Origin of the sequence: Actinomycetospora succinea, assembly GCF_004363095.1 — a bacterium.
GTDB lineage: Bacteria > Actinomycetota > Actinomycetes > Mycobacteriales > Pseudonocardiaceae > Actinomycetospora > Actinomycetospora succinea.
Genome location: NZ_SNYO01000012.1, coordinates 107,147 through 120,605, shown reverse-complemented (window position 1 = coordinate 120,605; position 13,459 = coordinate 107,147). Strand labels below are relative to the sequence as shown.

Here is a 13,459-nt window from a genome sequence, read left to right as displayed (position 1 = left end):
CGATCACAGCAGCCGCATCGCCGTGTAGAGGTCCATGACCGCGAGCGCGATCGGCAGCACCGCCGCGATCCCGATGGCCTCCGCGATGTCGACCGCACGGCGCGCGACCGGCGAGAACCGTCGCCGCGGGACGACGACGCCCAGGACGAGCGCGCCGGCCCCGGCCGCGAGCGACACCGCGGGGACGGCGAGCAGCGCCACGAGCGGCGGCGCGACGAACAGCCAGCCGACGACCAGGCCGGCGCCGGCGAGCAGCGCGCACACGAGCAGCGCGACCGCCTGCACGCCGTTGGCGTAGGTGCGCGAGCGCAGCGCGAGCAGGGCGGTGAGCAGCACGGCGAGGACCCAGCCGGCCACGCCGCGCCACCCGCCGACCGGGGCCAGCGCGAGCACCGCGACCGCGCCGGCGGTGACCACCCCGCACCCCATGACCAGCCCCGACAGCGCGGCGTGGGCGCGGTCGGCGCGGCGTTCGATGTCGGCGTGCTCGGCGACACCGGGGTCGTCGGCGAGCTCCTCGGCCGAGCCCGGCACGCGGGGCAGCGGGAGGCGGGCGAGCGCGATGCCCGTGCGGGGCAGCAGCGCCGAGGCGACGAGCGCCAGCGCGCCCGCCCCGGCCGCGACACCGGCCGCGTCGCCCGCGTCCACGACCGTCGCGACGCCCGCGGACACGACGAGCAGCACGGCGGCGGTGAGCGCCCCGAGCAGCGCGGCGACCCCGGTGCGCCCGGCCCGGCCCAGCGCGAGGAGGCAGGCGGCGGCCACGGCGCCGGCCAGCGCGGCGCCGAGCAGCAGCTGGGGCGCGCCGGAGGTGGCGGTCAGCGGGCCCGGGACGCTCCACGGCACCGCCGCGACGCCCGCCACCGCGGCGAGCGCCACCGCCCCGGCCGCGAGCACCGACCCGGCGCCCGTCTCGTCGAGCACCCGCGTGCACACGGCCGCGAGCGCGAGCGCGCCGAGCGCGGCGACGCCGGCGACGGCCGCGGTGCCCAGCCCGCCCGCGGTGCCCGGCGCGCGCCCCACGACGACGAGGGCGAGGACCGCGCCCGCGAGCCCGAGCGCGAGCCCGCACAGCCCGAGCACGCGCGCGATCCCCGGACCCCAGGCCCGGTAGCTCGCGGGCGTCGCCTCGGCCACGGCGTCGACGACGTCGTCGAACAGCGGCGGCGGGGCGGCGTCGGCGCGGCGGCGCAGCACCAGCTGGTCGCCGTCGAGGACGCCGAGGGAGGCGAGGGTGCGCGAGGCGTCGACGGGGCCCTGGCCCAGGGGCGCGAGCGTCCACCCGGCCCCCGACTCGCCGGTCATGTCGAGGAGGACGGGCAGCAGGTCGGCCAGCGGCACGTCCGGCGGGAGCGCCACGTCGACGCGGGTGCGCGGCGCGAGGACCGACACCCGGCTCGCGGTGGTGACGGCCGCGGGACCCGCGGGCAGCGACAGCCGGTCCTCGGTACCGACGGAGCGGAGGGCCGCGTCACGGCCGGTCCGGGCGGTGCCTGTCACTGCGCTCCTCCCGCTCGGGAGATCTCCTGGTGCGGTTCCTCGAGACGGACCCGGCGTGGCCCGCGGCTCCCTAGTATGGCCGGACCAACCGGGCGGAGTGGTGCGATCGGGGGAACGGAGGACGGGCTGGTGGGCACTCGGGTCTTCCGGCGCACCGCGCGCCCGGCGCCGCCCGAGGTGCCCTCCGGCGAGGTCCACCTCGAGGCGCCCCCGGAGATCCCCCGCGCGACGCCCAGCTCACCGCTGCTGCGGCTGTTGCCGCTGCTCATGGTCGTCGGGTCGCTCGGGTTCATCGTCGTCATCGGCGTCGACAACCCGACCTCGTGGCTCTTCGGCGGCATGTTCGCGCTCTCGACGCTGGGCATGGTCGCCGGCGGCGTGACGCGGGGCGGCGCGCAGCGGCGGGCGGAGTCCGACGAGGACCGCAAGGACTACCTGCGCTACCTCGCGCAGATGCGCCGCCGGGCCCGGGAGACGGCGGTCGACCAGCGCCGCGCCCTCGAGTGGACGCACCCCGACCCCTCCGCGCTCATCGGTCTCGCCCGGGGCGAGCGGATGTGGGAGCGCCGGCCGTCGGACCCCGACTTCGCGCACGTGCGGGTCGGGCGCGGCTCGCAGCGCCTCGCCACCGCGCTCGTGCCGCCGCAGACCGGCCCCGTCGACGACCTCGAGCCGGTCGCGACGGTGGCGCTGCGCCGGTTCGTGCGCACCCACTCGATCGTCCCGGACCTGCCGACCGCGGTGTCGCTGCGCGCCTTCGCGTCGGTGACCGTCACGGGGGGCGACCACGAGGCACGGCGGGGCCTGGTGCGCGCGATCGTCGCGCAGCTCGTCACGTTCCACAGCCCCGACGACCTCGTCGTCGCCGTCGCGGCGACGGGTCCGGCGCGCGCGGCGTGGGAGTGGGTCAAGTGGCTGCCCCACGTCGCGCACCCGCGGCTCGTCGACGGCGCGGGGCCGGTGCGGATGGTGACGTCCTCGCTCGCCGGCGTGGAGTCCTGGCTCGCCCCGGAGCTGGCCGGGCGCGGCCGGTTCACGCGCGGCGCGGCGCCGGCGGCGGACGCGCGGCACGTCGTCGTGGTGCTCGACGACGCCGAGGTCCTCGGGTCCGAGCAGATCCTGCTCGAGGAGGGCCTCTCCGCCGTCACGCTGATCGACCTCTCCGACACCCTCGGCACGCTCACCGCGCGCCGGGGCCTCGGGCTGGTGCTGGAGCCGGACGGTGACGGGCGCATCGGCGCGGTCGGGCGCCAGGGTGTGGAGTGGTTCGGGCGTCCCGACGCGCTCGGCGCCGCGGAGGCCGAGGCCCTCGCCCGGCGTCTCGCGCCGTGCCGGACCCCGGTGGTCGGCGGCGGCGAGGAGGAGCCGCTGCTCACCAGCCCCGGGATCCTCGAGCTGCTCGGCGTGGACGGCGAGCCCGACACCTTCGACGTCGCCGGGGCCTGGCGCCCCCGTCCGCTGCGCGACCGCCTGCGCGTGCCGTTCGGGGTGTCCGCCGACGGCGACCCGGTCGACCTCGACATCAAGGAGGCCGCGCAGGAGGGGATGGGGCCGCACGGGCTCTGCGTCGGCGCGACGGGCAGCGGGAAGTCGGAACTGCTCAGGACGCTCGTGCTGGGCCTGATCACCACGCACTCGTCCGAGGCGCTCAACCTCGTGCTCGTCGACTTCAAGGGCGGCGCCACGTTCGCGGGGCTGGCGCCGGCGCCGCACGTCGCGGCGGTGATCACCAACCTCGCCGACGACCTGAGCCTCGTCGACCGCATGCAGGACGCGCTGGCCGGTGAGATGCAGCGCCGCCAGGAGCTGCTGCGGTCGGCGGGCAACCTCGCCAACGTCACCGAGTACGAGCGCGCGCGGGAGAACGGCGCCGCGCTCGAGCCGCTGCCGACGCTGTTCGTCGTCGTCGACGAGTTCTCCGAGCTGCTGAGCCAGAAGCCCGACTTCGCCGAGCTGTTCGTCGCGATCGGGCGGCTGGGGCGCTCGCTGCAGATGCACCTGCTGCTCGCCTCGCAGCGCCTCGAGGAGGGCCGGCTGCGGGGGCTGGACTCGCACCTGTCCTACCGGATCGGGCTCAAGACGTTCTCGGCGTCGGACTCCCGCGCCGCGCTCGGGGTCGCGGACGCGGCGGAGCTGCCTGCGGTGCCCGGCTCGGGCTACCTCAAGGTCGAGTCGTCGACGATGATCCGGTTCAAGGCGGGCTACGTGTCCGCGCCGTACCGCGCCGCCGAGCGTGTGGTGCCCGACGCGTCGCCGCTGCCCCGCGAGATGCGGCCGCGGCCGTTCTCGGCGCAGTGGGTCGAGCCGGCCGCGCCGACGGTGCTGGACGATCCCGGCAACGTCGACGGCAACGGTCACGTGCCGGCGGTGATCGGGCCGCACGCATCTCGGGGCAGCGGGACCCCGTCGGTGCTCGACGTCGTCGTCGAACGCCTGCGCGGGCAGGGCCCGCCCGCGCACGAGGTGTGGTTGCCGCCCCTGGCCGACCCGGCCACCCTCGACGCGCTGCTGCCGCCCCTGACCACGACGCCCGACCGCGGGCTCACCGCGCCCGGCTTCCCCGCCAACGGGGCGCTCGCGGTGCCCGTCGGGATCGTCGACCGGCCCTACGACCAGCGCCGCGACGTGCTGTGGGCCGAGCTCGCGGGCGCCGCCGGGCACGTCGTGGTGGCGGGCGGGCCGCAGTCGGGCAAGTCGACGCTGCTGCGCACGCTCGTCGCCGCGGCCGCGCTCACCCACACCCCGGCCGAGGTGCAGTTCTACGCGGTCGACCTCGGCGGCGGCACGCTCGCGGGGCTCGCCGGGCTGCCCCACGTCGGCACGGTCGCCGGGCGTGGCGAGCCCGATCTCGTGCGCCGCACCGTCGCCGAGGTCGCCGCGCTGCTCGCCGGCCGCGAGCGCTGGTTCCGCGAGGCCGGGCTCGAGTCGATGGCCGACCTGCGGGCGCGCAGGCGCCGCGGCGAGCTGCTGCCCGGCACCGGTGGCAGCGACATGCTCGGCGACGTCTTCCTCGTCGTCGACGGCTGGCACGCGTTCCGCAGCGAGCACGAGGCGCTCGAGCAGACGGTGATCTCGCTGGCCACCGCCGGGCTCTCGTACGGGGTGCACGTCGTCATCACGGCCAGCCGGTGGGCGGAGCTGCGGCCCGCGCTCAAGGACCTGCTCGGGACGCGATTCGAGCTGCGGCTCGGCGACCCGGCGGAGTCCGAGGTCGACCGCCGGGCCGCCGCCGTGGTGCCGGCCGGGCGCCCGGGCCGGGGGCTGTCGCGGGAGAAGCTGCACGTGCTCACCGCCCTGCCGCGCCTCGACGGCGTCGCCGACACCGAGGACCTCGGGCGCGCCACCGGCGAGCTCGTCGCCCGCGTCGCCGCCGCCTGGGGCGGCACCGGGGCGCCGCGGGTGCGGATGCTGCCCGAGCGCGTCGGCGTCGAGACGCTGCCCGGCCCGGACGAGGGCCGCCCGCACCTGCTCCCGCTCGGGCTGTCGGAGGAGCGCCTCGCGCCGGTACTGCTCGACGTGGCCGCCGACCCGCACTTCGTCTGCTTCGCCGACGCGGAGTCGGGCAAGACGGCGCTGCTGCGCGGGTTCGCCCACCAGATCGTCACGCGGTTCCGGCCGGACCAGGCGCGGCTGATGATCGTCGACTACCGCCGCTCGCTGCTCGGGGCCGTCGCGAGCGAGCACCTCATCTCCTACACGTCCTCGGCGCAGGCCCTCACCGAGGCGATGACCGAGCTCCTCGGCTCCCTGCAGCGCCGCCTGCCCGGGCCCGACGTCACCCCGGAGCAGTTGCGCGCGCGGTCGTGGTGGACCGGGCCGGACGTGTTCGTGCTGGTCGACGACTACGACCTCGTCTCCGGCGCCGCGACCAACCCGCTCGCCGTCCTGCTCGACCTGCTGCCCCAGGCCCGCGACGTCGGGCTGCACCTCGTGATCGCGCGGCGCACCGGCGGGGCGTCGCGGGCGGTGTTCGAGCCCGTGCTCGCGCGGCTCCGCGAGCTCAGCTCGCCCGGGATCGTCATGAGCGGCAGCCGCGACGAGGGCGTGCTGCTCGGCACCGTGCGGCCCGGGCCACAGGCGCCGGGACGCGGCTGGCTGGTCTCGCGCCGGCACGGGGAGCGCCTCGTGCAGGTCGGCTGGCGGGAGCCGGATCCGCCGATCACGGCCCTCCCGGAGGACGCGTGAGCGACGGCCCGGTCGTCGCGATCGACCTCGGCGTGACGACGGTGGCGGCGGCGCTCGACACCGGGCCGGTCGACGACGCCGTGGAGTCCCTCGACCCCACGGACCTGCCCGCCGACCTCGCCGCCGTGTTCGCGCCCGCCGACGGCACCGCGCTCGTCGTCGGCGCCGCGGCCCGCCGCCTCGCGCCCACCGACCCGTCGCGCTACGAGCCCACCCCGCGCCTGCGCGTCGACGAGCCGGACCTGCTGCTCGGCACCCGCGTCGTCGGGGTGTCCGAGGCGTGGGGCGCGGTGCTCGCCGGCGTCCTCGACCGCGCCGGCCCCCTGCTGCGCGGCGGGCGCCCGCGCCGGCTCGTCCTCACCCACCCCGCGGGCTGGGACGCCGGGCGCCGCGAGGTGCTGCGCCGGGCCGGGTCGGGGCTCGCCGAGGACCTGACGCTGGTCTGCGAACCGGTCGCCGCGGCCGCGCACGCGGGGTGGATGCGCCCGCGGGGCTCGGCGCGCCCGCGGCCGCTCGCCGTGCTCGACCTCGGGGCGCGCGGGGCGTCGGCGGCCGTGCTGGCCCCGGTCGCCGGGCGCTGCGGGGGCGCGCGGCTGCTCGCCCGCCGCGAGGACGCGCGGTTCGGCGGTGACGACGCCGACGAGCTGCTGCTCGGCCACCTGCTCACCGCGCTGCACGACGACCCGGACGACCCGGGGGACGCCGACCGCGTGCTGGAGGTCGTCGCCGGCACGACGCTCGCCGACCGGCGCCACCGCCAGGTGCTGCTCGACGACGTGCGGGCGGCGAAGGAGGCGCTCTCGGACGCCGAGCAGGCGGCGGTCCCGCTGCCCGGGCGCGTGACCGCGGCGTGGCTCTCGCGCGGCGAGCTCACCGAGGTCCTGCGCCCGGCGCTGCGCGGCGTCGTCGACCTGCTCGCCGACACCCTCGCCGACGCCGGCACCGGGCCCGAGCACCTCGACGGCGTGTGGCTCACCGGGGGCGGCGCGCGGATCCCGCTGCTCGCCGCCCTCGTGCACCGCGAGCTCGGGGTGCCGGCCACGGTCGCGACCGAGCCGCGGTCGGTCGTCGCGCACGGGGCGCTGGTGGTGGCGCGGGAGGAGGCGGGGCCGCGATCCCGCGAGGTGCGGGTCCCGGCCGCCGCGCTCGCGTCCGCCGGGCTGCGGCCCGGACCGCTGCTCGACCCGCCGACCGCCCCGCTCCCGCCGGCGGTGGGGGAGCGCACCGAGGACCTCGGCGCGCCGGCCGACGACCCGGTGTGGTTGACCCCGACCTCGCCGGAGCGCCCCGACGTGCAGGTCCCGGTCCGGAGGGTGGGCCCGGACGACGACCTGACCGCGCCCGCGGACCCCGTCGACGACACCGACCTCGTGGAGCCGGTCGAGGAGGTCGACGAGCCCCGCCACCTGCCCGCGCGCCGCCCGCTGCCCGCCCGCCGGCCCGTCCCCCCGCGCGGCCGGGTGGGCGTGGGCGCGGTGATCGTCGCCCTGCTGGCCGTCGTCGCGCTCGTCACCGGCGCCGTGCTCGGGGTCCGCACCCTGCAGGGGCCGTCGGGGACCGCGGCCGTCGTCGGCGGGCAGACGTTCGTCGCCCCGATCGGCTGGGTGCAGGCGGGCGGCGACGCCGGCGCCCGGCGCCTGCTGCTGCGCCCGGCGGGTGCCCCGCGCGGTACCGACCTCCTCGCGGTCCAGGAGAACCCGCTCGACCCGGCGAGCGCGGCGGACCCCGAGCGCGCCCGCGCGCAGCTCGCCGGGCAGTACGAGGCCGCGCGGGCCGGCGGCGACCCGGTGTCGGGCTACGAGGCGAGCACGGAGTTCGGCGGCCGCGAGGTCGCCCGCTACCGCCAGGACCCCGCGCCCGGCATCCGCGTCGACTGGTTCGTCGTGGTGTCCGCGCCGTCGATGGTCAGCGTCGGCTGCCGCCACGGCACCGAGGCCGCCGACGAGCGGCGCGTGCTCGCCGCCTGCGAGCAGGTCGTCGAGACCCTCGCGCCCACGGGCTGAGCCGACTTCCCACGACTTCTCCCGAACGGCCACCACGCCCCCGGCGCGGTCGTCATGCTCGATCCGTCACGAGCACACGGGGCCCGCGGGCTCCGCGAGGAGAGGAGGTGTGGCGTGGCGGGAGGATTCGGCACCCAGACCGACGTCATGGTCGGCGTGGCCACCCGGCTGGAGTCCATCAACGGCGAGCTCCAGGGCCAGCTCCGGTCGCTCCAGGGGCGCCTCGAGCCCCTCGTCGCCGACTGGCAGGGCCAGGGGGCGACCGCGTTCCAGGGGACGATGGCCCGCTGGCAGACCGACGCGAAGCGCATCAACGACGCGCTGCTCGGCATCGCCGAGCGGGTCCGCGCGGGTGCCGGCCGCTACGGCGCGAACGAGGCCGACGCGGCCCGGATGCTCAACGTCCTCGGCGACGCGGGCGGGTCCGGCGGCGGCGCCGTGGGCGGCACCGGCGGCGGCACGATCACGAACGCCCTCGGCTGACCGGCCGGATCACCGACAGACACGACGGAGACGAGGACACCATGACCAGCCCCGACAACATCAAGGTCCGCTTCGGCGCGCTGCAGCAGGCCAGCCAGGACATCAACAGCACGCACGCGGGCATCGAGGCGCAGCTCCAGGACGTCCGCACCGCGGTGGGGCAGCTCGCCGTGTGGGACGGCGCGTCGTCCGACTTCTACCGCCAGCAGCAGCAGCAGATCGACGCGGCGTGGAACGATCTGAAGGAGCTGCTCGCGCAGATCCGCGGACGCACCGACCAGGCCACCCAGCAGTACATGGAGACCGAGTCCGGCGTCAGCGCGATGTTCCGGGCCTGACGACCGCCCGCGGTAGGGGGTGGTCGGTGCCGCCGGAGAGGCGACGCGTACTCTGGAGGATCGTTGCGCGGTGTACGTCCCGCGCCTGCTCGACCACACACTCGGCCCCCGCCGACCCGCCCAGCCGTCCGTGACGAGGTAGCTTCCGTGCGCACGTTCAGTCCGAAGCCCGGCGACATCGACCGCGCCTGGCACGTCATCGACGCGTCCGACATCGTGCTCGGCCGTCTGGCCAGCCAGAGCGCGACGCTGCTGCGTGGCAAGCACAAGCCCACGTACGCGCCGCACGTCGACACCGGTGACTTCGTGATCATCGTGAACGCGGAGAAGATCGCCCTCACGGGCAGCAAGCGCGACGACCGCTTCGTCTACCACCACAGTGGCTACCCGGGCGGGCTCAAGGCCCGCACGGTGGGCGAGGAGCTCGAGCGCTTCCCGGCGCGTCTGGTCGAGAAGGCCATCAAGGGCATGCTCCCGAAGAACCGGCTCGGCCGGGCGATGGGCAGCAAGCTCAAGGTCTACGCGGGCCCGGAGCACCCCCACGCCGCGCAGAAGCCGGTGCCGTACGAGATTCGACAGGTGAGCCAGTGACCACCCCTGACGACCCGAGCGACCTCCCCGAGGTCGCCGACAACGACGCGGCGCAGACGCTCGCCGAGGCGGCGGACCTGCCCGAGGGCGCCGTCGGCGGCACGCCCGTCGACGCGACCGACGAGCCCGGTGACGACCCCGCCGACGACCAGGTCGTCGCCGACGTCGTCAGCTCGGACGCCGACGAGGTCGACGACGCCGACGTCTTCGGTGAGACCGCCGCGCCGGTGTTCGCCGGGATCGACCGCCCCGTCCAGACGGTCGGCCGCCGCAAGGAGGCCATCGTCCGCGTGCGCCTCGTCTCCGGCACCGGGCGCATCGTCTGCAACGGCAAGGCGTTCGAGGACTACTTCCCGAACAAGGTCCACCAGCAGCTCATCCGCGAGCCGCTGGTGGTCACCGAGCGCACCGAGCAGTTCGACGTCTACGCCACCCTCACCGGTGGCGGCACGTCGGGCCAGGCCGGCGCGCTGCGCCTGGGCCTCGCGCGGGCGCTCGTCGAGGTCGACCCCGACGACCGTCCGGGTCTCAAGAAGGCCGGCTTCCTCACCCGCGACGCGCGGGCCACGGAGCGCAAGAAGTACGGCCTGAAGAAGGCCCGGAAGGCTCCTCAGTACTCGAAGCGCTGATGGCGGGAGACGCAGCGGAGCGGAGCTCGACCCCGGTCCGTCGCAGACTCTTCGGCACCGATGGTGTCCGGGGCCTGGCCAACGCCGACCTCTCGCCCGAGCTGGCGACCGCGGTCTCCACGGCGTCGGTGGGCGTGCTCGCCGAGCACGCCCGGGCCGAGGGGCGGCGTGACGCGGCCGATCGACCCGTCGCGGTCGTCGGCCGCGACCCGCGGGCCAGCGGCGAGATGCTCGAGGCCGCGGTCACCGCGGGCCTCGCCGCCGCCGGGGCGGACGTGCTGCGCGTCGGCGTGCTGCCGACGCCGGCGGTCGCGTTCCTGACCGACGCGCTCGACGCCGACCTCGGCGTGATGATCTCCGCGTCGCACAACCCGATGCCCGACAACGGCATCAAGCTCTTCGCCGCCGGCGGGCACAAGCTGCCCGACGCCGTCGAGGACGCGATCGAGGCCCGGGTCGCCGAGGGCTCGTCCGGCGCCCGCCCCACCGGCCGCGAGATCGGCCGCGTGCGCGACCTCCCGAACGCCCTCGACCGCTACGTCGAGCACCTCGCCGCCGCGACGCCGACGCCGCTGGCCGGCCTGCACGTCGTCGTCGACTGCGCGCACGGCGCCGCGTCGACCGCCGCGCCCGGCGCGTACGCCGCCGCGGGCGCCCGGGTCACGGCCCTGCACGCCGACCCCGACGGTTGGAACATCAACGACGGCGTCGGCTCCACCCACATCGAGGCGCTCGCCCGGACCGTGGTCGCCGAGGGTGCCGACCTGGGCATCGCCCACGACGGCGACGCCGACCGCTGCCTGGCGGTCGCCGCCGACGGCGCCGTCGTCGACGGCGACCAGATCCTCGCGATCCTCGCCCTCGACCTGCTCGAGCGCGGGGAGCTCACCGACGCGACGCTCGTCGTCACCGTGATGAGCAACCTCGGCCTGCACCTCGCGATGGCCGACGCCGGGGTCGCCCTGCGCACCACCGCGGTCGGCGACCGCTACGTGCTCGAGGAGCTGCGGGCCGGCGGGTTCTCGCTCGGTGGCGAGCAGTCGGGGCACGTGGTGCTCCCGTCGCACGCCACCACCGGCGACGGCCTGCTCACCGCGCTGCGGCTCATGGCGCGCATGGCCCAGAGCGGGCGCACCCTCGCCGACCTCGGCGCGGTGATGACCCGGCTGCCCCAGGTGCTGGTCAACGTGCCGGTCGCCGACAAGGCCGCGGTGGGCTCGTCGCCCGAGGTCGCCGACGCCGTCGCGGCCGCCGAGGCCGAGCTCGGCGGCCGGGGCCGGGTGCTGCTGCGCCCGTCGGGCACCGAGCAGCTCGTGCGCGTCATGGTCGAGGCGCCGACGCAGGTGGTCGCGGGCGAGGTCGCCGACCGGCTCGCGGGGCTCGTCTCCACCGTCCGCTGACGCAGCGCCACCGCACGCTCGCAGGCCGTGAGCGTCGCCGGTGTCCGGGCGTGCCGGTACCGGGTTCCCGCCCCCCGTCGCGCCGGCAGGCGTTAACCTGACGGCGATCCCGCGGGCCACTGGGGAGTGCGGGACGTCGACGTCGGCACAGCCCCGCGCGGGGCCGGATGCGGAGGACGCGGATGGACTCGGTCCCGCCCGTTCACGGTCCGGCCCGCGATCTCGACGACGTGCTCGCCGATCTGGGCGCGGACGACGACGGGCCCGACGACGACGCCGCGCCCCCGCCCGACCTGCCCGAGGTGGTCGAGGCCGTCACCGGCCGCGCGCGCGACCTTCACCGGCTCGCCGACCGGCTGAGCGCCGAACAGGGCTCGGAGGACTCGCTGTCCGCGGTCGCCCTGCTGCGCGCCCACGCGGGCGCGGTCGGCGACCTCGCCGAGCACCTCCAGGCCGCCGGCGACGAGCAGGACGCCGGGCAGACCTCCCAGCAGACCGCCGCCGATCCCGGGACTGCCACGCCGCTCCCGGCCACCACCGGCGCGGACGCCCCCGGACCCGACGACGACCCCGCGCCCGCCGGCGCCGACGGGTCGGGCGCCGAGGATCCGCAGGGCGTGCCGCGCCACGTCGGGTGAGCAGCGGGGTGCGCCCCGAGCGCCCGCTGCGGCTCGCGCCCGCGCCCGGACCGGTCGACCTCGCCGGCCCGGACCGCGCGACGCTGCTGACCACCGTGGACGCCGCGGTCGGCGTGCTGGCCACGCACCTCGCGCGGTGGTCGGCGCTGCCCCCGCGCTGGCGCGGCGTCCCGGCGGGCCCCGACACCGACCCCGCCACGGTCCGGCGCGCCGGCGCCGAGGCGCGCGAGCTGCCCCACCCGGCCGCGCTGGCCGCGCAGGCCGAGGCCCTGCGGGAGGCCGCGACGCTCGTGCGCCGCCAGCACGTGGACACGGCCGAGGACCTGGGCCCGCTGTGGGACACCTGGGCGGGCCCGTCGGCGGACGCCGTGCAGAAGCGGGTGTCGGCGCTCGCGCGCTCGGCGCACGGGCTGGTGGGCGAGCTCGGCGACACCGCCGACGTCTTCGAGGTCGCCGCGGCGCACACGGCGGCCGCGGTGCGCGACCTCGCGGGCGGCGCGGCCGCGGTCCGTCCCGCGGACCCGGTCGGCGGGCTGCTCCCCGCGCAGGTGGACGCGCTGCTCGCGCGCGTGCGCACCGACCCGACGGTGGAGGCGCCGCTCCGCGCGTGGGCGGCCGACCTCGAGGAGCGCACGCGGCTCTTCCTCGCGGCGGCGTCGCGCAGTCGCGCCGTCGGCCTGGAGGCCGGGGCGCGGATCCGCGAGCGGCTCGCGGCGGGCGGGGGCGACCCGCTCAGCCGGAGCCTTCCTCCGTCCCCTTGACCACGCCGTCGAAGGCTCCGGCGTAGCGGCCGTCGCCGCCGAGGCGGTGCAGCAGGAAGCCGGTCAGCAGGGCCCGGACCAGCGTGCGCGTCGCGGGCTCGCCCTTGCCGTCGAGCAGGATGTCGCTCCAGTGCCGGCCCTCGAGCAGCCCGAGGTGGGTGGCCTTCTTCACGGTGCGCAGCGACGACTCGCCGGCCCAGGCCTTGTCGAGCAGCTCCGCGCCCGCGGCCGGCGGGGAGACGAGGTCCCGGCCGAACCCGAGGTGCATGCCGGGCAGGTGGACCGCGCGCGCGGCCTCGACGGCCGAGGGCTGCGTGTCGGTGAGCGCGATGGTGGCCACGGCCTGGATCGCGACGCCGTGCCCGACCTCCCAGTAGGGCTCGCCGACCTCCTGCACGCGCGTGTCCGCGGCCGGCACGGCGGCGGCGAGGACGGCCGAGCCGGCGCCCATCCCGTGCCCGGCGACACCGAGCTTGTGGGGGTCGACGCTGACCGCGGCCCCACGGGCCGTGCCGCCGAGGCGGACGCCGGACACGACGCCGAGCGCCGTGCGCAGGTCCTGGGCGAGCCCGCGGTGCGAGCCGACGGGGCCGCGCTGGGTGTCCGGCGCCGCGGCGACGATCCCCCAGGACGCGAGGTGGCGCAGCAGGCCGAGGTAGCGCCCGGCGGGCTGGAGCCAGTCGTGCCCGAAGGCGACGGCGGGCAGCGCGGTGCCCGAGGCCGGGGTGAACACGACCCCCGGCAGTCCGACGAGCGCCAGTTCGCCGCGCAGGACGGGGTACGGGCCGGGCCTCGACAGCTCGGCGACCACCGCCTTCGGCGCCAGGGCCTTCCCGGGGATCACGCTCGCCATGGCCCGGGAACCTATCGGAGGCGCCGGGTCCCAGCTCGTCGTGACCCGCCCGGGCCGGAGGACCCGGTCCGGCGCGTC

At 77.5% G+C, this 13,459-nt stretch carries 11 protein-coding genes; 9 read left to right on the top strand and 2 right to left on the bottom strand.

Features of this window, described 5'->3' with window-relative positions; all coding sequences use genetic code 11:
- Window positions 1–3: 3 nt before the first annotated feature.
- Entirely contained in the window at window positions 4–1,500 is a 1,497-nt protein-coding gene (gene eccD / locus EV188_RS27830; RefSeq protein WP_243742044.1) for a type VII secretion integral membrane protein EccD, read from the bottom strand.
- A gap of 129 nt (window positions 1,501–1,629) precedes the next feature.
- Between eccD and eccCa the strand changes: the two genes are divergently transcribed.
- From eccCa to EV188_RS27785, 9 genes are all read left to right on the top strand, one after another.
- On the top strand, window positions 1,630–5,685 hold the full coding sequence (gene eccCa / locus EV188_RS27825; protein WP_166660131.1) for a type VII secretion protein EccCa: 4,056 nt from the start codon (window positions 1,630–1,632) through the stop codon (window positions 5,683–5,685).
- On the top strand, window positions 5,682–7,688 hold the full coding sequence (locus EV188_RS27820; protein ID WP_166660130.1) for a type VII secretion-associated protein: 2,007 nt from the start codon (window positions 5,682–5,684) through the stop codon (window positions 7,686–7,688). The genes eccCa and EV188_RS27820 overlap by 4 nt, the downstream gene beginning before the upstream one ends.
- Window positions 7,689–7,802: 114 nt before the next feature.
- Window positions 7,803–8,171: a WXG100 family type VII secretion target gene (locus EV188_RS27815; RefSeq protein WP_166660129.1), complete on the top strand. Its 369-nt coding sequence runs from the start codon at window positions 7,803–7,805 to the stop codon at window positions 8,169–8,171.
- A gap of 41 nt (window positions 8,172–8,212) precedes the next feature.
- The gene (locus tag EV188_RS27810) at window positions 8,213–8,509 is read left to right on the top strand and encodes a WXG100 family type VII secretion target (RefSeq protein WP_133829587.1); all 297 of its coding nucleotides are present in this window, start codon (window positions 8,213–8,215) and stop codon (window positions 8,507–8,509) included.
- A 147-nt stretch (window positions 8,510–8,656) separates the two neighbouring features.
- Window positions 8,657–9,100 (top strand): 50S ribosomal protein L13, encoded by a 444-nt coding sequence (rplM, locus tag EV188_RS27805; RefSeq protein ID WP_133829586.1) that lies wholly within the window; start codon window positions 8,657–8,659, stop codon window positions 9,098–9,100.
- The gene (gene rpsI / locus EV188_RS27800) at window positions 9,097–9,729 is read left to right on the top strand and encodes a 30S ribosomal protein S9 (protein WP_243742043.1); all 633 of its coding nucleotides are present in this window, start codon (window positions 9,097–9,099) and stop codon (window positions 9,727–9,729) included. Before rplM ends, rpsI begins: the two co-directional genes overlap by 4 nt.
- Entirely contained in the window at window positions 9,729–11,129 is a 1,401-nt protein-coding gene (glmM, locus tag EV188_RS27795) for a phosphoglucosamine mutase (protein WP_133829585.1), read from the top strand. The genes rpsI and glmM overlap by 1 nt, the downstream gene beginning before the upstream one ends.
- Window positions 11,130–11,311: 182 nt before the next feature.
- Complete coding sequence (locus EV188_RS27790; RefSeq protein WP_133829584.1) at window positions 11,312–11,767, top strand: hypothetical protein; 456 nt, start codon at window positions 11,312–11,314, stop codon at window positions 11,765–11,767.
- Window positions 11,764–12,528 (top strand): hypothetical protein, encoded by a 765-nt coding sequence (locus EV188_RS27785; RefSeq protein WP_133829583.1) that lies wholly within the window; start codon window positions 11,764–11,766, stop codon window positions 12,526–12,528. The genes EV188_RS27790 and EV188_RS27785 overlap by 4 nt, the downstream gene beginning before the upstream one ends.
- Here EV188_RS27785 and EV188_RS27780 read toward each other — a convergent pair.
- Window positions 12,500–13,381 (bottom strand): dienelactone hydrolase family protein, encoded by an 882-nt coding sequence (locus EV188_RS27780; protein WP_133829582.1) that lies wholly within the window; start codon window positions 13,379–13,381, stop codon window positions 12,500–12,502. The two genes, EV188_RS27785 and EV188_RS27780, sit on opposite strands and share 29 nt — an antisense overlap.
- Between the last annotated feature and the right edge of the window lie 78 nt (window positions 13,382–13,459).